At 61.6% G+C, this 18,166-nt stretch carries 16 protein-coding genes; 9 read left to right on the top strand and 7 right to left on the bottom strand.

All coding sequences use genetic code 11. From position 1 onward, the window contains the following. Positions 1-24 precede the first annotated feature (24 nt). Positions 25-957 (bottom strand): LysR family transcriptional regulator, encoded by a 933-nt coding sequence (locus tag ACLBKR_RS15830; RefSeq protein WP_113448666.1) that lies wholly within the window; start codon positions 955-957, stop codon positions 25-27. Positions 958-1,063: 106 nt separating this feature from the next. Between ACLBKR_RS15830 and ACLBKR_RS15825 the strand changes: the two genes are divergently transcribed. Both ACLBKR_RS15825 and ACLBKR_RS15820 read left to right on the top strand, forming a co-directional pair. Then, a complete protein-coding gene (locus ACLBKR_RS15825) occupies positions 1,064-2,242 on the top strand; it encodes an acyl-CoA dehydrogenase (protein ID WP_414901805.1) in 1,179 nt (392 codons plus the stop codon). A 348-nt stretch (positions 2,243-2,590) separates the two neighbouring features. Further along, positions 2,591-3,604: a PAS domain-containing protein gene (locus ACLBKR_RS15820; protein WP_113448668.1), complete on the top strand. Its 1,014-nt coding sequence runs from the start codon at positions 2,591-2,593 to the stop codon at positions 3,602-3,604. A 57-nt stretch (positions 3,605-3,661) separates the two neighbouring features. Here the strand turns inward: ACLBKR_RS15820 and ACLBKR_RS15815 are convergent, their stop codons facing one another. After that, positions 3,662-4,054 (bottom strand): hypothetical protein, encoded by a 393-nt coding sequence (locus tag ACLBKR_RS15815; protein ID WP_113339330.1) that lies wholly within the window; start codon positions 4,052-4,054, stop codon positions 3,662-3,664. 257 nt (positions 4,055-4,311) lie between these two features. Between ACLBKR_RS15815 and ACLBKR_RS15810 the strand changes: the two genes are divergently transcribed. Further along, positions 4,312-4,710 (top strand): response regulator, encoded by a 399-nt coding sequence (locus ACLBKR_RS15810; RefSeq protein ID WP_113339329.1) that lies wholly within the window; start codon positions 4,312-4,314, stop codon positions 4,708-4,710. Here the strand turns inward: ACLBKR_RS15810 and ACLBKR_RS15805 are convergent, their stop codons facing one another. Beyond that, positions 4,711-5,337 carry a riboflavin synthase subunit alpha gene (locus ACLBKR_RS15805; RefSeq protein ID WP_112829529.1) on the bottom strand — a complete coding sequence of 209 codons (627 nt, stop codon included), beginning with the start codon at positions 5,335-5,337 and terminating at the stop codon, positions 4,711-4,713. 222 nt (positions 5,338-5,559) lie between these two features. On the opposite strand from ACLBKR_RS15805, the gene ACLBKR_RS15800 reads away from it, so the two are divergent. After that, positions 5,560-6,261, top strand: a complete 702-nt coding sequence (locus ACLBKR_RS15800) for a phosphoribosyltransferase (protein ID WP_113448669.1) — start codon at positions 5,560-5,562, stop codon at positions 6,259-6,261. A 96-nt stretch (positions 6,262-6,357) separates the two neighbouring features. Then, positions 6,358-7,281, top strand: a complete 924-nt coding sequence (locus tag ACLBKR_RS15795) for a 1-phosphofructokinase (protein ID WP_113448670.1) — start codon at positions 6,358-6,360, stop codon at positions 7,279-7,281. A 177-nt stretch (positions 7,282-7,458) separates the two neighbouring features. Here ACLBKR_RS15795 and ppsA read toward each other — a convergent pair whose 3' ends face one another. After that, on the bottom strand, positions 7,459-9,852 hold the full coding sequence (gene ppsA, locus ACLBKR_RS15790; RefSeq protein ID WP_113448671.1) for a phosphoenolpyruvate synthase: 2,394 nt from the start codon (positions 9,850-9,852) through the stop codon (positions 7,459-7,461). Between the two features lie 386 nt (positions 9,853-10,238). Between ppsA and exbB the strand changes: the two genes are divergently transcribed. From exbB to ACLBKR_RS15770, 4 genes are all read left to right on the top strand, one after another. Beyond that, entirely contained in the window at positions 10,239-11,309 is a 1,071-nt protein-coding gene (gene exbB, locus ACLBKR_RS15785; RefSeq protein WP_113448672.1) for a tonB-system energizer ExbB, read from the top strand. A gap of 5 nt (positions 11,310-11,314) precedes the next feature. Next, positions 11,315-11,791 (top strand): TonB system transport protein ExbD, encoded by a 477-nt coding sequence (gene exbD / locus ACLBKR_RS15780; RefSeq protein WP_113448673.1) that lies wholly within the window; start codon positions 11,315-11,317, stop codon positions 11,789-11,791. Beyond that, positions 11,788-12,726 (top strand): energy transducer TonB, encoded by a 939-nt coding sequence (locus ACLBKR_RS15775; RefSeq protein ID WP_113448674.1) that lies wholly within the window; start codon positions 11,788-11,790, stop codon positions 12,724-12,726. Before exbD ends, ACLBKR_RS15775 begins: the two co-directional genes overlap by 4 nt. 114 nt (positions 12,727-12,840) lie before the next feature. Next, positions 12,841-13,299 carry a hypothetical protein gene (locus ACLBKR_RS15770; protein WP_113448675.1) on the top strand — a complete coding sequence of 153 codons (459 nt, stop codon included), beginning with the start codon at positions 12,841-12,843 and terminating at the stop codon, positions 13,297-13,299. Between the two features lie 98 nt (positions 13,300-13,397). Here ACLBKR_RS15770 and ACLBKR_RS15765 read toward each other — a convergent pair whose 3' ends face one another. The 3 genes from ACLBKR_RS15765 to ACLBKR_RS15755 all read right to left on the bottom strand — a co-directional run bounded on the left by ACLBKR_RS15765 (position 13,398) and on the right by ACLBKR_RS15755 (position 18,004). Beyond that, on the bottom strand, positions 13,398-14,924 hold the full coding sequence (locus ACLBKR_RS15765) for a bifunctional aminoglycoside phosphotransferase/ATP-binding protein (RefSeq protein WP_113448676.1): 1,527 nt from the start codon (positions 14,922-14,924) through the stop codon (positions 13,398-13,400). Positions 14,925-15,116: 192 nt separating this feature from the next. Continuing rightward, on the bottom strand, positions 15,117-16,658 hold the full coding sequence (locus ACLBKR_RS15760) for an aldehyde dehydrogenase family protein (RefSeq protein WP_113448677.1): 1,542 nt from the start codon (positions 16,656-16,658) through the stop codon (positions 15,117-15,119). Positions 16,659-16,720: 62 nt separating this feature from the next. Then, a complete protein-coding gene (locus tag ACLBKR_RS15755) occupies positions 16,721-18,004 on the bottom strand; it encodes an NAD(P)/FAD-dependent oxidoreductase (RefSeq protein ID WP_113448678.1) in 1,284 nt (427 codons plus the stop codon). Positions 18,005-18,166: the final 162 nt, after the last annotated feature.

The following is an 18,166-nucleotide window of genomic DNA, read 5'->3' as shown; positions in this document are numbered from 1 at the left end:
CGATGCCTCCGATAGGCTGTCACATCAGGATAGCTGCTCGCCGCGGTCGGCCTGCCGGGCATTGAATTCGCGAACCTGTTCCAGAAGCCATTGGGAAAAGGCGGAGGCGGGCGGGTAGGCCATCTTCGATAGGGGCCTGACAAGGTAATAGGCGCTGGCGCTCCTGACCTCGTGGTTCCAGGCGCGCACCAGTTGCCCGCTGGAAAGCTCGGGTTCGATCAGGAAGGTCGGCACGAGAGCGATGCCGAGATCGGCGAGGCAGGCTTGCACCACATTGGAAATCTGTTCGAAGCGCATGCCGCCGCCGCGGCCGTTCGGTATGTCCAGGCTCGCGAACCATTGCTCCCAGGCGCGGGGCCGCGACGCGAGATCGAAGAGCGGCATGGAGAGCAGGTCTTGCGCACGGGCAACCGGATGATCGCGAAGAAAGGCTGGGCTGCAGACGGGCGCCACCATCTCCTGCATTAGGAACTGGCAATCGGTGCCGGGCCAGTTCGGTTCGCCGATATGGATGGCCGCGTCCAGTCCGGAGCTTTCGAAATCGAATTGCCCGATGCGGGTGGCGAAATCGATGATGATGGAGGGGTTGCGGGCGAGAAAATCCGGAATACGCGGCATCAGCCAGCGGGTGCCGAAGGTCGGCAGCATCGCAAGGCGCAGATGGGTGTCGCCCGCCTTGGCCATCGCTTCGAGAGAGAGCGTGCGGATGGTCGCCAGCGCGTCGCCGATGCCCTTGGCGTAGTCGCGGCCGATGGGGGTCAATTCGACGCCCCGATTGTTGCGTTCGAAAAGCTTGACGCCGAGTTGATCTTCCAGAAGGGATATCTGCCGGCTGATGGCCCCTTGCGTCAGCGCCAACTCGTTGGCCGCGGCGGAAAAGCTCCCGAGCTTCGCCACGGAATCGAAGGCGGCGAGCGCGCTGGTGGAGGGCAGGAAACGGCGTTGATGGGTCAGCATCCGATATGAATAGACCTGATGGCAGCATGAGTAAACATGGCTTGCACCAGGGGCCGAATTCGTCAATCTGGCTTAAAATCTAAAGAGGATATGAGTGATGAGCGACATGCGGCCTTTTTCCTGGAGCGATCCTTTCCTAATGGCAGAGGCTCTTTCCGAAGACGAGCGGATGATCCAGTCGGCGGCGGCGTCCTTTGCCGAAAGCGAGCTTCTGCCGCGGGTGAATGAGGCCTATCTCGGGGAGACGATCGAGCCTGGAATCTTCCGCCTCATGGGGCAGGCCGGACTGCTCGGGGTGACGCTGCCGGAAAAATACGGCGCAGCCGGTGCGAACTACGTGTCCTACGGTCTCGTCGCCCGAGAAGTTGAGCGCATCGATTCCGGCTATCGCTCGATGATGAGCGTGCAGTCGTCGCTGGTCATCCATCCGATCTACGCCTATGGCTCCGAGGAGCAGAAGGACAAGTACCTGCCCGGTCTCGTTTCGGGTGAACTGATCGGTTGCTTCGGCTTGACCGAGCCGGATGCCGGCTCCGATCCGGGCGGCATGAAGACGCGCGCCGAAAAGATCGAGGGCGGCTATCGCCTGCGCGGCTCCAAGATGTGGATTTCCAACGCGCCGATCGCCGATGTTTTCGTCGTCTGGGCGAAATCAGAAGCGCATGGCGGCGAGATCCGCGGCTTCGTGCTCGAAAAGGGCATGAAGGGCCTGTCGGCGCCGAAGATCGGCGGCAAGCTGTCCCTGCGTGCCTCGGTGACCGGCGAAATCGTGCTCGATGGCGTCGAGGTCGGTGAAGACGCATTGCTGCCGGGCGTATCCGGCCTGAAGGGGCCGTTCGGTTGCCTTAACCGCGCCCGCTACGGCATCTCGTGGGGTGTGCTCGGCGCGGCTGAAGATTGCTGGTTCCGCGCCCGTCAGTATGGCCTCGACCGCAAGCAGTTCGGCAAGCCGCTGGCCGGCACCCAGCTCTATCAGAAGAAGCTCGCCGACATGCAGACGGAAATCACGCTTGGCCTTTTCGCCTCGCTTCGCGTCGGCCGGCTGATGGACGAGCATCAGTTCGCGCCCGAGATGATCTCGATCGTCAAGCGAAACAATTGCGGCAAGGCGCTGGATATCGCCCGCATGGCCCGCGACATGCACGGCGGCAACGGTATCCAGATCGAATACCACGTCATGCGCCACGCCCAGAACCTGGAGACGGTCAATACCTACGAGGGAACCCATGACGTGCACGCACTGATCCTCGGCCGTGCCCAGACCGGCATTCAGGCATTCTTCTGAGTCCGGGAATGTCGTTTCGCGGGCGTCCGCTGGCACGCATTGCGGCAAGATATTTTTCCCGAGGAATCCAAGGCTCGTCACTGACGAGCCTTTTTCGCTTCCGGCATCGCCGACGACCCCTTTGCCGAAAGGCTATTCCAACGCGTAGGCCGATGGCTTTTTGCGCTTCGTCAATGTCAGGCAAAACGTCATTGTTCTTCAGCAATATGTCATGTAGCTGTCCGACAGCGGATTGACGTCCTGTTATAATTTTAGAAAATACTAATAATAATCGTGCCAGGTGTCCTCCATAAGGTTTCCGCGAAAGGTTGGCCTTAGGCGCGGCGCCAGCTTCGGGGAGGAAGCGGAATGTTCAACGTCGCGGTATTGGAAGAGCAGGCTCTCGATCTTTTCAGGCATGAACATCCCTGGCTCGGTTTTCCGAAGGCGATCCGAAACGTGACCCTGTTCCTGGATGACAATGGCGGCCCCACGCGTCTCACTGCGGAGGCCACAGACAAGGACGGAAACGCTTACGCCTTCGATGTCGACAGCCTCGGCGTCGACACGCTTCTGTCCCTGATCCGATTTGCTCCGAGAGGTGTCGAAAAAGTCATCGAGACTCCAGAGGAAGCGCAGGTGTGGCGGATCCTCGAAAATCTGCCGCTTGCTGACGAAGGCGAGCCAGATGACGTAACGCTGGAAGCAGAGCGGATGCGCATGCTGGAGGAGGCCTACGGTATCGTGCGCGAGATGGCCGCACATGCTTTTCGCGAGAAAGGCGCTGCTGCCTGCTCGCCCCTGGATGGGCTTCGGCTCGAGAAGGCGGAGCGAGAACTGCCGAGGTGTCTGACAGATCTGACGGAGGCTCATAAGCCGCTTTTCCTGGAAGTGGACCTGTGGCGTCTGGCCGCTATCCTCAGGGACGAGGTATCGATGCCCATCGACATCGAGCTGAGCAACGACCGGCTTTCCGCACCTGGCGCGCTTGAGGATTTCGCTCCAGATACGGTAATCGGCGAGGCGGGGAGAGATTCCCTGATCCAGGCGCTCTTCGATCTTTCGCCCGTGGCTTTCTCGATTTCCACCACCGGGCAAAATTGTTCGCGCTATGTACGCGTCAACAAGGCCTATCTCGATCTCGTCGGAAAGTCTTGGGAGGAGATCAAGGGCCATGAAATGGTGTCGTCAGGCCTTGTCGTCGACAACAAGGCGCGCGGCGCGCGCCTTGCGCGCCTCGACAACGAAGGGGGATATACTGGCGAACGTGCGGAAATCCGTAACGCCGCCGGAGAGATCATACCCGTAATCATTACGGCGAAGCGGTTGTCCATTGCCGGACAGTCATACGATTTCGAAGTCCTGACGAAAGCGCTTCCATAGGATGTTGAATGCGCTTTCCGTCCGGCGCATTTCCCGCTTCAAAATCGCCTATTTCGGTCAGTGCCTTCCGGCCCGGCCGGGTGTCGAGGAGTAGGTCGCCGAGACCGGGTCACTCGCAGGGAAGGAGTCTTCGAGACCTTCTTCGAGTTGATCCTCCAGTTCTTCGCTGTCCTGGGCCCGCCGCGCGCTGAGGACAGCATCGGAAATGCCGGTCTCTTCCGGGCCAAGGGGATCGAAACCACCTCTTTCCTTGCTGTCCGCCCCCGCGAAGGAACCGACCTGAAGCAGCAATGCTCGCGCCTTTTCCAGAGCGTTGTGCCGATCGATTCCGCCCGACGCGGTCTGCTTCATATGGACCGAAATAACCTCGCCACCGTCGCCGACGAATTCAACCGTGAAGCCCGGTCGTCGGCCCGCCTCCTCGTGAACCTGTGTGCTGATGACCTGCATTGTCTTTCTCCCTGGGAAGACTGCGACGCCAACCGGAACAGCCGGAGCGCCCCTTGCCGGTTAGGCAGCCCCGTAACGAGACCAAAGAACTCTTTTCGGGAACTGCACGTATGGCATGGGATAACGCGGTTGCGCGATGGAGGTTCCGCGTTCACAAAAATAATCGTGAAACAATTCGTTAACCAAGAAACCCGTTCATTTATGGGAAACCGAACAATACCGGGCCGGCCGCGTTGTGTCGCAAAAGGAGACAGGCAATGCAGTCGAAAAAAGAACCCCTCGAGGCCGATACGGTCCTTATTGTCGAAGATGATGCCCTCATTTCCATGGATGCGGCGGAAAGCGTCGCGCGGGCCGGCGTGAACGTCATGACGGTGGAAACGGTCGCCGATGCACTCGATGTCCTGGATCATGAACGGATCTCGGCGGCGATCCTCGACTTTCATGTACGCGACGGCGCTGTCACCCCGGTCGTCGAAAGATTGCGACGGTCGGGTGTGCCCTTCCGGATCGTATCGGGGTCGCCGCTTTCCGAAATCGCTGCAAAAGGTATCCCGGTCGACCTTTGTGCCCAGAAGCCGGCGGACTATCTGAAGGTTCTCATTTCTCTGATTGGAGAGCGGCCCTGGGTTTCGCTCAGAGCCAGCCATTCATAGTCAGGCAGGGCGGCGCTGGTCCAGAAGCCGGGTCAGCGTGCGTTCGACAACATCGACCATTACCATCGTTTGGTGGTCGACCTCTATGTTCAGATCGTCGCCCGGCTTGTAGCGTGGGAACGTGGTCTGGCGCAGCGTTTCGGGAATGAGGTTTATGGTGAACTCGTTCCTGTCTGCATCGGCCACCGTCAGGCTTGCGCCGTTGACGGCGAGGAAGCCCCGGGGGAAGACGTATTTCGCCCATTCCTCCGGCACCGCGAAGCGAATGAAGGCGCCCGGCATTTCCATCTTTGCATCCACCAGTTTCGCGGTTGTCGCGATGTGTCCTGCGATGGCGTGCCCGCCGTTTTCGTCCGTCGGCTTGGCGGAACGCTCGATATTGACGTCATCCCCTTTGTGCAGGGCGCCAAGGTTGGTGCGTGACAGGGTGGCGTCCATGGCGTCGAAGGTCACGGTGTTGCCATCGATCGATGTTGCCGAGAGGCAGACGCCTTCGACCGAAACGCTGCCACCGATCTGCAAGCCTTCCAACAGGTGCTCGGGAAGTTCGACGGAGAGCGTGGTATAGCCGTCGTGACGGGTGATGTCGGTGATGGGAGCCACGGTCTGAACGATACCGGTATACATTGCCAATCCTGCATTTTTGGCCGGCGGGGTGTCGCCGGATAGGTCGTGAAATCCCCTCAAAGGTAATGCCTGCCCGGTCAAAGACAACTGGGAAATCGGAACGCTGCGTCAAGATTTTCTGAACAGCCTTGCGGAGATGTTCCGCAAATTGCAAACCGGGCTCTCCTTTGCGATGAAGCAAGGGAAGGTTCGGTGAACCGAAGCAGGCGGAAGGATTGTCTCATGCAGCCTTATGACTATTGGCAGGAGTTTTATCCGGCTGGCAGTTTCGACCCCGCCGGCCCGCATGAAGCGAGCTTTCCGGCGACGCTTGGTGACGGACGTCAGTTGCTGCTGCCGATCAGGATGCTTGCCGGCGGGCAGCAGGCAATCGCCTCCCTGATTATCAATCAGGCGAGCTTTTCCGTCCTGCGCCTTCTGGCTACGGACATCGCCGCAAAGCTTCGTGCCTACCGGCCGGACGTGGTCGTCGGCCTGCCGACGCTCGGCCTGACACTTGCCGCCGCCGTCGCCGAGGCGCTCGGCCACCCGCGCTATGTTCCGCTCGGAACCTCGCGCAAATTCTGGTATGACGAGAAACTCTCCGTGCCCCTGACCTCGATCACCACGCCGCACCAGCAGAAACGGCTTTATGTCGATCCGCGCATGCTGCCTCTCATGACAAAGCGTCGGGTTGTGCTGATCGACGATGTGATGTCGAGCGGTGCGTCGATGGCAGCGGGTCTTTCCCTTCTGGCGAAGGTCGGCGTCGAACCGGCGGCGGTCGGAGCGGCCATGCTGCAGACGGATCGCTGGCGGGCTGCCATTGCCGGCGCCGGCACCCATTGGCCGGAGCGTGTGGTCGGCGCGTTCTCTACGCCGCTTCTTGTCCTTGGTCCCGAAGGTGGCTGGATCGCCGAACCCATTCGCCTTTCGGAGCGTTGAACGGGGGTAATCGCACAGTTATACCGGACGGTGGGCAATTCTGTCATCGCCATCTGATTTTCTTTGATCTGTCATAGTGGAACGGTAGCTTCGGGCATGTCGAAAATTCTCTCCATCGCACTCAACCCCGCTATCGATATTTCCAGTGACGCCGACGAGGTGCGCCATACGCACAAGACCCGTACCCACAATCAGCGCCAGCATGCCGGCGGCGGCGGGATCAATGTCGCCCGGGTTATCGTCGAACTCGGCGGCCATTGCGAACTGCTTTATCTTTCCGGCGGGGCGACCGGAGAATTGCTTGAAACCATGCTCCGGCCGCTCGGCATCCGGCAGCATGTAATGAAAATCCATGATCCGGTGCGGGTCGCCTATAATGTGCATGAGCTTTCGACCAATCTCGAATACCGTTTCGTGCCGGAGGGGCCGCTGGTCAGCGATGCTGAACTCGCTCCCGTTTTCGATATCCTGGAAGAGAGCGACGCGGATTATGTGGTGGCCAGCGGCAGTCTGCCGCGAGGCGTTCCGGCCGACACCTATCTTCGCATGGCTGAAATTGCTGCCCGGCGAAACCAGCGCTTCGTGCTGGACACGTCCGGCGAGGCATTGCGCGAGACACTGGCACGCTGCCATGTGTTCCTGGTGAAGCCGAGCCTTGGGGAACTGGAAGGCCTTGTCGGACGCAAGCTCGATCACGAAAGCGTCGGCCCGGCCGCCCAGGAAGTCATTCGCCGTGGCGCGGCGCAGTATATCGCCGTCACGCTCGGCGCTGACGGGGCGGTTCTGGTCGGTGCCGACAGCATCACGCGCGTTCCAGCCATCAAGGTGGCTGTTCAGTCGGCGGTTGGTGCTGGCGACAGTTTCGTCGCAGGCATGACATGGTCGCTTGCCGAGGGAAAGGATATCGTCGAAGCTTTCCGTCTCGGCATGGCCGCCGGCGCCGCCGCGGTCATGACCTCCGGCACGGAGCTTTGCCGCCGCAGGGACATTCTGGACCTTCATGCGGCCAACAGGGACTGATGTCACCCGTGATGGATCGCGAGCATCGTCCCTCGGGCAGCCGACAGGATGAAGAACCTCTGCGCACCGTCATGCACGGACCTCTCCCGAAAATCTGCAAGCGATCGATTTCTTTGAAGTAAGAAGATCCTCGGCACGCGGCCGAGGATGGCGTCGGGATAGAACGGTGCGCCTCGCTTAGCGACGTCCGAGCGCTGCTTCCGTTTCCGCGACCTTGCGTTTGACCTCCATGAAACTGTCGGGGCTGACAGACATGGAGTCGATCCCGCATTTTACCAGGAACTCGGCAAATTCCGGATGATCGCTCGGCGCCTGGCCGCAAAGGCCGATCTTGGCTCCGGCCTTGTTGGCTTCCGCAATCACTTTTTCGATCATCCACTTCACTGCTTCATCCTGTTCGTCGAAGAGGTCGGCAAGTTCGCCGGAGTCGCGGTCAACGCCAAGGGTCAGTTGGGTGAGGTCGTTCGAGCCGATCGAAAAGCCGTCGAAGCGGTCGGCAAACTTGGCGGCCAGGATGACGTTCGAGGGGATCTCGCACATCACGTAGACCTGCAGGCCGTTTTCTCCCCGCTTCAGACCGTTGTCCGCCATGACGGCCAATACCTTGTCGGCTTCTCCGACAGACCGGCAGAAGGGGATCATGACGACGACGTTCGTGAAGCCCATTTCATCGCGCAGCCGTTTGATCGCCTTGCATTCCAGCGCGAAGCCTTCCCGGTAGCGTGGCGAATAATAGCGTGAGGCGCCGCGGAAGCCGATCATCGGATTTTCCTCGGCTGGCTCGAATTCCGCGCCTCCCATAAGGCCGGCATATTCATTGGTCTTGAAGTCGCTCATGCGAACGATCACCGGCTTCGGATGGACAGCCGCGGCAAGGCGGGCGAGGCCGCGGGCGAGCTTGTCGACGAAATAGTCGGTCTTGTCGTCGTAGCCCGCCGTCAGGACGGAGATCTCGGCTTTCGCTGCCTCATCCTTCAACAGATCGAAGTGGACGAGCGCCATCGGATGGACGCGGATTGCGTTGGAGACGACGAATTCCATGCGGGCAAGGCCGATACCATCGGCGGGCATGCGCCACCAGCGAAAGGCTGAACCGGGATTGGCGAGATTGAGCATGACTTGGGTACGGGTGGCGGGAAGGTCACTGACGTCGAGCTCATCCACCGTATAATCCGCTATGCCCTCGTAGACGAAACCTTCGTCGCCCTCGGCGCAGGAGATCGTGACCTCCTGGCCGGTATGCAGAAGCTCCGTGGCATTGCCGGTGCCGACCACGGCCGGCAATCCAAGCTCGCGGCTGACGATTGCCGCATGCGAGGTCCGCCCGCCATGATCCGTCACGATTGCCGCCGCCCGCTTCATGATCGGCACCCAGTCCGGGTCGGTTGTCTGGGTGACGAGAATGGAGCCGTCGACGAACTGGTCGATATCCCTGACGCTTTCTATGAGGCAGACCTGTCCGCTTGCCACCGCATCGCCGATCGACAGGCCCTTCGCAAGCACCTTGCCCTTGTTGTTGATCGTGTAGGACTTGAAGACACCCGCGCCCCGACGCGCCTGAACGGTTTCCGGGCGGGCCTGGACGATGAACATTTCGCCGGTCTTGCCGTCGCGCGCCCATTCCATATCCATCGGGCAACCATAGTGGGTTTCGATGATTGCGGCCCAGCGGGCGAGATCGAGGATTTCCGGATCGCTCAGCACATAGGCTGCTCGCTCCGCCTTGGATGTCGGGACGTTGCGCGTCGGTTTCCCTCCGGTCGCGTAGATCATCTTGATCGCCTTGGCGCCCTTCTTCTTCTCGATCAGCGGCTTCAGCGCGGGATCGGCAAGGAGTGGCTTGAACACCTGATATTCGTCCGGGTCGACGGCGCCCTGCACGACGTTTTCACCAAGCCCCCAGGCGGCGTTAATCAGCACTACCTTGTCGAAGCCGGTTTCGGTGTCGATCGAAAACATCACGCCCGAGCCGCCGATATCGGAGCGCACCATGCGCTGCACGCCGACGGAGAGCGCGACCTTCATGTGGTCGAAACCCTTTGCCTTGCGGTAGCTGATGGCGCGATCGGTAAACAGCGAAGCGTAGCAGCGGCGGCATGCGTCGATCAGGGCGGTTTCTCCCTTGATGTTCAGGAAGGTCTCCTGCTGGCCGGCGAAGCTCGCATCCGGCAGGTCTTCCGCCGTGGCGCTCGAGCGGACGGCAACCTCCACGTCATCTACACCGGCGCGCCTGGAAAGCTCGCGATAGGCGGACCGGATTGCTGCCTCCGTCTCAGCCGGCCAATCGCCTTTCAGGAAGATGTTGCGGATCGCCTGGCCGGTTTCGGCGAGAGTTGCCTTGCCTGTTTCCCATTCGACGAGCATTGCGGTCATCCGGTCTCTGAGCCGATTGGCTTCTACATAGTTCCAATAGGCATCGGCAGTGGTGGCGAAGCCGGGCGGTACCCGGATGCCCTTTGCCGCCAGTGTCTGCACCATTTCGCCGAGCGAGGCGTTTTTGCCGCCAACGCGGGCGACATCCCCGCGAACGAGATTTTCGAACCATGCGATGGATTGCAAGTCTGCGGACATGAGGGCCTCCCGTGGCGCGATAGGTTCCTGGATTGCCAGAAACGCTCTGGATGTTGTGCAGCATAACCACCCATGAGGTCGCCGCTTTGACAACGATCAAACCAGCGCCGAGCGCCCATGCGGCGAACGTCGATCCGAGACACAGGACCGAGAGCCCCTTTTTGCTCCCATGCGGCTTTCTTGTGTCTTTTTGTCCTGTTTTTGATGTCCGATCCGGTTTATTACTTGTCAAAAGAAGTCAAGTTTACTATCGAAGACGAAGTCGCAGCCCACCGATCCCAAGCGGGCCGGGTTGCTTTGTCCTGTTCAGTCATTGCCAAAAGGAGCTCCCAGTGTTTCCTCGTCATTCGGGACCTTCCACCGCGGCCGCGTTTGCAGCCAGTCTGATGATCCTTGCCGCCCAGCCGGTCATTGCCCAGGAGGCGACATCCGTTACCGCCCCGGAGGCTCCTGCTGCAATGCAGGTGGCACCACCGGCAGGCGGCGGCGCAGCTACTTCGGCGCCGGAAGCTCCGGTAGCGCAGCCGACCGTCCCGCCAGTCGCTTCGGACAATCAGGCCGCACCCGCACTCGCTCAGCCTGAAATGCCTACGGCGGCGCAACAGCCTGTAACTCCGCAGCCCGCCGCACAGCAGGTTTCTCCTGTTACGGCCGAGGCCGTAGCGCCCCAGGCGGAGGCGGTCGATCCGGCGACGGCTGAAAATCTTTTGCCCGACCTCTCCGCTCCACGCGAAGACCTGCCCCACAACCTGTCGCCTTTCGGCATGTTTATGGCCGCAGACTGGGTGGTCAAGTCGGTGATGATCGCGCTGGCGCTTGCTTCGGTGGTCACCTGGACGGTCTGGCTGGTGAAGACGCTGCAGCTTACCGGCGCGCGCATGCGAGCGAAGACCGGGCTCAAGGCGGTTTCAAAGGCCGCGACGCTCGGACAGGCCCTGTCGCATGTCGAGCGTCGCGGCGGGGTCGTCGCCGGCATGGTGCGCGCAGCCGATCATGAAGTTCGCCTCTCCGATGCCGCGATCGATTATGCGGGCGGCGAAGGTGTGAAGGAGCGCGTCGCATCCGCACTGGCGCGGATCGAGGTCGGTGCGGGCCGCAACATGGCCAAGGGCACCGGCGCGCTTGCCACCATCGGTTCGGTCGCACCCTTCGTCGGTCTGTTCGGCACGGTATGGGGCATCATGAATTCCTTCATCGGCATTTCCCAGTCGAACACGACCAACCTTGCCGTCGTCGCACCCGGTATCGCCGAAGCACTTCTGGCAACCGCAATCGGCCTCGTTGCAGCTATCCCGGCCGTGGTCATCTACAACATCTTTGCCCGCTCCGTGACGGCGTATCGCCAGCTTCTGGCCGATGCCGCGGCGGGGATCGAACGGCTGGTCAGCCGCGACCTCGACTTCCGCAAGGTGCCGCATGACGGCCATCATGCCAGCGTGAAGTTTGCTGCGGAGTAACGGCAATGGCAGGCGGTATCCGCGAGAACCATTCGGGTGACGAACTCCAGGAAAACCACGAGATCAACGTCACGCCCTTCATCGACGTCATGCTCGTGCTGCTGATCATCTTCATGGTGGCGGCGCCGCTCGCAACGGTCGATGTCAGCGTCGATCTGCCCGCCTCTACCGCCAAGCCGGCGGAGCGGCCGGATGAGCCGGTCTATGTGACGCTCAAGGAAGACATGTCCCTGTCGCTCGGTAACGAGACGGTGGCGCGCGAGGCACTGGGCACTAATCTGGACCGCCTGACCTCCGGCAACAAGGATGCGCGCATCTTCCTGCGTGCAGACAAGGCTGTCGACTACGGTGCATTCATGGAGGTGATGAACCTCCTGCGTGATGCCGGCTACCTGAAGATCGCCCTGGTCGGCCTGGAAACGCTGCCTGCTGCACCAGTGCCCGGCGCATCATCTGCTCCTGCCGAAGGCCAGACCCCATGAGCGGCCCCGGCGGATATCGATCCCGGTTCGCCGCCGGCGAACTGCTGCTGTGGACTTCCGCCGCCGTACTGGTGGCTGGCGCCCATGCGGGTGCCGTTGCGCTGATGATGGCGTCGGCGGCGGAACCTCTGGGCGACCCCGCGCCGCCGGCTGCGATCATGATCGAAATGGCGCCGGAGCCGGAAGCAGCCAATACCGAGGAAGAGGATATTGTCGACGATCAGGTGGATGCGGAGGAAGTCAAGTCGGCGGCAATCACGCCACTACCGGAGCCTGTTATAGAACCTCCGCCCGAGCCCGAACCTGAACCGGCACCCGAACCGATAGAAGAAGTGGTTGAAGAACTGCCGCCGCCGGAACCGGAACCACTGCCGGAGCCGGTTGAAGAGCCGCCGCCGGAAGTCGTGGAAGAGATAGACCCGATCGAGCAGCAGGTCTTGGCGCAACTCGAAAATGTTGCCGTGCCGATCCCTGTGGTTCGACCGCCGGAACCGAGGAAGGTCGAGGAACCGCCGAAGAAAAAGCCGGAGAAGAAGGTCGAAAGGAAGAAGCAGGCACCTGAACCGCCCGCCTCGATGGCCGCGCGGCAGGCGAAGCTTGATACGACGAAGTCCAACCGCACCGCAGCTCAACAAACGAGCAGTGGTGGCACCGACGGGATGAAGGCGGCGAAATGGCGTGAAAAAGTCCAAGCGCATATTGCACGCCGGAAGAGAAATCTTTCCCAGAAAATAGACCAGCCGGTGGTCGTGACGCTTTACTTCACGTTTGATCGCTCTGGAAATGTGTTGTCTGTCTCTGCAAGAAGTGTATCCGGTGACCGTATATTGGAGGCCGCCGCCGTGGATATGGTGCGACGTTCCTCGCCACTGCCGGCGCCCACGGAGGATGTCAGAGATAATTTTCTGACATTGCCGGTGAGGTTTACAAGATAGCCATTTGGAAGTTGCGAAGCGGTTGCGGTTCAATATTCGCTAGGCCTACAACACCCTCTTGCCATGTTGCGCTGCGTCGTACAGGCTAGCTGTCGATGAAGGCAGAGGGATTTCATGGAATTGCTGCAGGCCTATGAGGCGGAATATGCGTTGATCGAGTCCTGGCTCGATATGGTTCTGCCTCAGGCCTGTGCCGATGCCGGTCTCGAGGTGATGGCGGCGCAGCCGCCCGAGCATGTGAGCGTCATCGCCCGCGACGAGCGCTGGCTCAGGGTGTCCCAGGAGGATTGCATCGATGCATTCCTCAATGTCTATGCCAATACCACCCGTTGCAATGTCGTGATTCTCGCCGATCCGTCGACGCCTGCCGGCTTCCTCGCCGAAAAGGTTCGTGCAACGACTGTCGGCGCCCGGCAGATCGGCTGGACATTTCTGACAGTGGACGACCTCCGCCTTGTCTGTTTCTTCGAGGACATGGACCTGACGGCGTCGTCCGGCCGCAATTCGGGCTGGGTGGCACGCGATCTCGCCCGCATGCTGCGCTGGCTGCTGTCGCGGGGCACTGCATTCTAAGGCCTTCCGCCGAGATAGCGCGGCTGGCGGGCGGTGGCTTTTCCTTCGAACCAAAGACTGCCCCGGAGCCGGCGCTGAGTGTTGCCGTGAGTGGCCGGTTACGCCTCTCCAGCGAGAAAGAGTAGCTTTTGCACCAGTTCGTCGGTCGGTGTCGTGGCATCGAGCCGCGTCCATCCGATGTCGCCGATGTCCTTCGAAAGCTGGCGCTCGAGAATATCCGGCGTTGCATCCGACTGTCCTTGCGGGCGAGCGGCGATCCGCGCCATCAGGATAGCGGCATCCGCGTCCAGCCATATGCCGGTGAACGGTATCCCGGCCTGGCTCGCGACGGACTGGATAAGCCTGCGATCTTCCGCCCGGTCGAAGACGGCATCCACGACGACCGCGCCGTTACCGGCGAGAATCTCCGCGGCGTGCGTGGCCAGCCCCTCATAGACCTTCTGCGAGACTTCGGGACGATAGGCGTCGAGCGGCAGGCGCTCGTGAGCGGCGACGCCGAACATCGCCTTGCGTAAGCGGTCGCTTTCCAGAAGACGTGCGCCGGGGGCGGCGCCCAGCCTCGGCGCGAGTGCATCGGCCAGTGTCGATTTTCCGGAGCCGCTAAGGCCACCGATGGCAACCAGCCGGGGGGTGCGGGTTCGCAACAGTTCATCCGCGAAACCGAAGTAGCCACGGGCGTTTTTCGTAAGGCAACCGTCTGCATCGCCCGCCTCCTCGATCTGGGTTCCCGTGACATGGGCACGCACTGCCGCCCGCACCGCCATAAAGAAGGGGAGCAGGGCATGGCCCTCGTCATCCCCGGTGCGGTCGAGATAGCGGTTCATGACGATATTGGCGAAATCGGGAAAGCCACGATGCCAGAGATCCATCAGAAGGAAAGCGAGATCGTAAAGCACGTCGACGGTGGCGATCTGGTCGTTGAAGTCGATGCAATCGAACATGCGCGGACCGGCGGGGCTCATGAAGAGGTTTCTCAGATGCAGGTCGCCGTGGCAGAGGCGCACCCTGCCATCCTGTTCGCGCCTGTCCATCAGGGGTGCATGGCCACGCCAGGCTTCACGGAAGGCACCGGCCAGGCGCTTCACGTCGCCTGGCGGGAAGACATGGCTGGTGGCAAAACCCGCCTCGTTGATGTCGAGCACGCCGGCCAGATTGGCGGAGCCGCTGCCGGCATGGATGACCGGCGCCGTGGCATGAAAGCCCGCGACCAGGCCGGCTGTTTCTTCCATGATCGCGGTCGTCAGCCTGCCTTCCTGTGCCATGCGGTCGAACAGGTCATGCTGGGCAAAGCGGGTCATCTCGACGAGGACATCAACCGGTTCGCCGTCGCCGTCGAAGACAAGGTGACCATCGGCCTCGCGCGTGATCCGCCGGATGCCGAGATAAAGGTCGGGTGTCGCCCGGCCGTTCAGCTCGACCTCGCGCCGGCAATAATGGAGCCGAAGATCGTAAGTGGAAAAGTCGGCATAGGGCAGTTTTACCGCCCGCTTCAGCTTGAAGGCGCGTCCGTCGATCAGGAAGACGATGGAGATGTGGGTTTCAATGACCTTGACTGGGCCGGAGAACCCGTAATTTTCGGCTTTTCCGAGGAAATCGATAACTGCCGACTGATCGTGAATTTCCATTCGCCCTCCGGGGAACCGTCAATTTCACCAGTGGCACCTTGTCCGATTCCGATCCGGAAGACCAGCCTTCCGCACCCGACCTTGGTCGCAGACCGGCTGCAGCAAATGGGTCGCCGCGGGGTAAAAGAAAGAGGCCGCGCGATCGCTGTGGATCGCGCGGCCTGAAAGGCGGGCCCGTGTCTGAACGCGGGATCAGCCCACGTCGAACTTGACGCCCTGGGCAAGCGGCAGGGTGCGGCCGTAGTTCACCGTGTTGGTCGCGCGCCGCATATAGGCCTTCCAGGCGTCGGAGCCGGATTCGCGGCCGCCGCCGGTTTCCTTCTCGCCACCGAAGGCGCCGCCGATTTCAGCGCCCGAAGGGCCGATGTTGACGTTGGCAATGCCGCAATCCGAACCGCGGTCCGAAACGAAGGCTTCCGCCTCGCGCAGGTCGTTGGTGAAGATCGAGGATGACAGGCCCTGCGGCACGTCGTTGTTCAGCGCCAGCGCGTCGTCGAAATTGCTGTACCTGATGACGTAGAGAATGGGCGCAAAGGTTTCCTCGACCACCGGACCCGTCTGAGCCGGCATTTCAACGAGCGCCGGTCGGACGTAGTAGGCGTCAGCGGCTTCGTCGCCGTTCACGCGATCACCACCGGTAACTTTGCCGCCGGCAGCCCTGGCGGCTTCCAGCGCTTTCTGCATGCGGTCGAAGGCGCCCTTGTCGATCAGCGGGCCGATCAGCGTGCCGGCCTCCAGCGGGTTGCCGATCGAAACGGAGCCATAGGCCTTGATGAGACGTGGAACCAGCGTGTCGTAAACGCTGTCATGGACGAACAGGCGGCGCAGCGTCGTGCAGCGCTGGCCGGCCGTACCCATGGCGGCGAAGGCGACGCCGCGGAGCGTCAGGTCGAGATCGGCGGTCGGGCAGACGATTGCGGCGTTGTTGCCGCCGAGTTCGAGGATCGAGCGACCGAAGCGAGCGGCGACGCGCGGACCGACGGCGCGACCCATTGCGGTGGAGCCGGTCGCCGAGATCAGCGGCACCTTGGGGTTGTCGACGAGGATTTCGCCGATATCGCGGCCACCGATGAGCAGGGTGGAGAGGTTTGCCGGAGCCTTGTTGCCATCGGCTACATAGCGCTTCACGGCCTTCTCGAAGATCGCCTGGGTGGCAATGGCGGTAAGCGGGGTCTTTTCCGAGGGCTTCCAGATGGTGGAGTTGCCGCAGACGAGCGCGAGCGCGGAGTTCCAGGACCAGACGGCGACCGGGAAGTTGAAGGCGGAGATGATGCCGGTGACGCCGAGCGGATGCCAGCTCTCCATCATGCGATGTTCGGAGCGCTCGGTGGCGATTGTCAGGCCATAGAGCTGGCGGGAAAGGCCGACCGCGAAATCGCAGATATCGATCATTTCCTGTACTTCGCCGAGACCCTCCGAGGTGATCTTGCCGACTTCGATCGAGACGAGACGACCGAGGTCAGCCTTGGCGGCGCGCAGCTCTTCGCCGAGCAGGCGGATGAGTTCGCCACGCTTGGGTGCCGGTACAAGGCGCCATTCGAGGAAAGCCTGATGGGCGGCGTCGATTGCGGCCTTGGTGCCGGCGGCGTCGATCTCGCCAGGGGCAGCGATCTGTTCGCCGTTGATCGGGGAGCGGACGGCCAGCGAGCCGCCGGTCAGGGCCGAGGCGGGTACGCCGAGCTTGGCCATGATGGATGCGACTTCCGCGGCGAAATTCTGTTTGGCAAGGGTCATGGAGTTCCTTCCGGTATCCTGTTGTGTTCCGTTGTCTTATCGTGGCGCGGCGCGTTTCGTTTTCAGAAGCGCTCGCCGGCAAAATGGGCGATCTGGGCGCCAGCCTCGTAATAGGCGCCCTTGAGGTTGCGAAGCGGGGCCTCCTTCACGTCCGTTACCGGCAATGGCATCTCCTCCTCGGAGAGCTCGCCCAGAATATGGCGCGCCAAGGTCTTACCGAAAACGGTGCCGGGCGCAATGCCGCGGCCATTATAGCCGGAGAAGCCCACGACATTCGGCGCGAACTTGTGGAAGCGCGGGATGGCGTCATCGGTCATGCCGATGCGGCCATACCACTCGGTCTCGAAGGCGATGTCACCGAGTTCGGGGAAGAGCCTCTTCAGCGAGCGCTTCGCCCAGGAGCGATGGATGGACGCGCCGGTGTTGCGCAATGCGCCGACGCTGCCGAATACAAGGCGGCCGGCCTTGTCCATGCGGAAGGAGGAAAGGATTTCCTTGGTATCCCAACATCCCTCGCGGCCGGGCAGGATCTTTTCGAGCTGTGCCTTCGGCAGCGGCACCGTGGCAAAGTTGAAGTAGGGCAGCAGCACCTGTTCGTTGCGAACCTGTTCCCAGGGGCCGGTCGAATAGAATTCAGAGGCAACGATGACCCAGTCCGCCGAAACCGACCCGTTCGCCGTATTGACCAGCCAGCGGTTGCCATTGCGTTCGGTCGAAATGGCGGCGCTACCGGTGTGGATTTTTGCGCCGGCGGCGATGGCCGCTTTTGCCAGGCCGCGGACATAGGCGAGCGGTTGCAACGTGCCGGCGCGCATGTCGAGGAGCGAGCCGCTATAAGCCGTCGTCCCGATGCGCCTTGCTGTTTCCTCTGCCGAGAGGATACGGACATCGGCGCCTCGCGCAGCCCATTGCGCGCAGCGTTCCCTGATTTCCTTGAGGCCTTCCTCGCCGACGGCGCAGTGGAGCGTGCCATTCTTCTCGAGCTCGCATTCGATCGCATGCTTTTCGATCAGCGCCCGCACCAGAAGGGGTGCGTTGCCGAGCAGATCCAGCACGCGTTCGCCATAGACCGGACCGAGCACGCCGGGGATTTCAAGCGGCATGACCCACATGCCGCCATTGATCAGGCCGACATTGCGGCCAGCGCCGCCAAAACCGATCTCATTGGCTTCAAGAAGCACCACCCTGGTTCCGGCTTCGGCAAGGTGAAGGGCCGCGGAAACACCGGTATAGCCACCGCCGACGATCACCACGTCGGCATCGACATGGCCGGAAAGGGCCGGTGTCTGAGGGGCGGCCGGGGCGGTTTTTTCCCAGAGACCGTGGGAGCGGGGGTCGTTCAGCATGATGCCATCCTCTGAGGTGGCCGCGATAACGGCCTGCAAGACGGGTCCGGACGGGATGGCGCGGGCTGCTCCCCTCTCCCTCCCTGGAGAAAACAGCGGTCGTCGGCGCGTCATTCCGAAACGTAAAGTCTTGCGAAATCTAGAAGACGAAACTAACCCGTT

Source organism: Paenirhizobium cremeum, from assembly GCF_047553425.1.
Taxonomy (GTDB): Bacteria; Pseudomonadota; Alphaproteobacteria; order Rhizobiales; family Rhizobiaceae; genus Allorhizobium; species Allorhizobium cremeum.
The sequence above is the reverse complement of the archived record's forward strand: the minus strand, read 5'-3'. Positions and strand labels throughout refer to the sequence as shown.

Excerpts from the sequence above, each read along its gene's own strand:
- ACLBKR_RS15830 (WP_113448666.1), bottom strand. The coding sequence starts at position 957 with ATGCTGACCCATCAACGCCGTTTCCTGCCCTCCACCAGCGCGCTCGCC.
- exbD (WP_113448673.1), top strand. The coding sequence starts at position 11,315 with ATGGCAGGCGGTATCCGCGAGAACCATTCGGGTGACGAACTCCAGGAA.
- exbB (WP_113448672.1), top strand. The coding sequence starts at position 10,239 with ATGATCCTTGCCGCCCAGCCGGTCATTGCCCAGGAGGCGACATCCGTT.
- ACLBKR_RS15815 (WP_113339330.1), bottom strand. The coding sequence starts at position 4,054 with ATGCAGGTCATCAGCACACAGGTTCACGAGGAGGCGGGCCGACGACCG.
- ppsA (WP_113448671.1), bottom strand. The coding sequence starts at position 9,852 with ATGTCCGCAGACTTGCAATCCATCGCATGGTTCGAAAATCTCGTTCGC.
- ACLBKR_RS15760 (WP_113448677.1), bottom strand. The coding sequence starts at position 16,658 with ATGACCCTTGCCAAACAGAATTTCGCCGCGGAAGTCGCATCCATCATG.
- ACLBKR_RS15775 (WP_113448674.1), top strand. The coding sequence starts at position 11,788 with ATGAGCGGCCCCGGCGGATATCGATCCCGGTTCGCCGCCGGCGAACTG.
- ACLBKR_RS15795 (WP_113448670.1), top strand. The coding sequence starts at position 6,358 with ATGTCGAAAATTCTCTCCATCGCACTCAACCCCGCTATCGATATTTCC.
- ACLBKR_RS15810 (WP_113339329.1), top strand. The coding sequence starts at position 4,312 with ATGCAGTCGAAAAAAGAACCCCTCGAGGCCGATACGGTCCTTATTGTC.
- ACLBKR_RS15755 (WP_113448678.1), bottom strand. The coding sequence starts at position 18,004 with ATGCTGAACGACCCCCGCTCCCACGGTCTCTGGGAAAAAACCGCCCCG.
- ACLBKR_RS15800 (WP_113448669.1), top strand. The coding sequence starts at position 5,560 with ATGCAGCCTTATGACTATTGGCAGGAGTTTTATCCGGCTGGCAGTTTC.
- ACLBKR_RS15825 (WP_414901805.1), top strand. The coding sequence starts at position 1,064 with ATGCGGCCTTTTTCCTGGAGCGATCCTTTCCTAATGGCAGAGGCTCTT.
- ACLBKR_RS15765 (WP_113448676.1), bottom strand. The coding sequence starts at position 14,924 with ATGGAAATTCACGATCAGTCGGCAGTTATCGATTTCCTCGGAAAAGCC.
- ACLBKR_RS15770 (WP_113448675.1), top strand. The coding sequence starts at position 12,841 with ATGGAATTGCTGCAGGCCTATGAGGCGGAATATGCGTTGATCGAGTCC.
- ACLBKR_RS15805 (WP_112829529.1), bottom strand. The coding sequence starts at position 5,337 with ATGTATACCGGTATCGTTCAGACCGTGGCTCCCATCACCGACATCACC.
- ACLBKR_RS15820 (WP_113448668.1), top strand. The coding sequence starts at position 2,591 with ATGTTCAACGTCGCGGTATTGGAAGAGCAGGCTCTCGATCTTTTCAGG.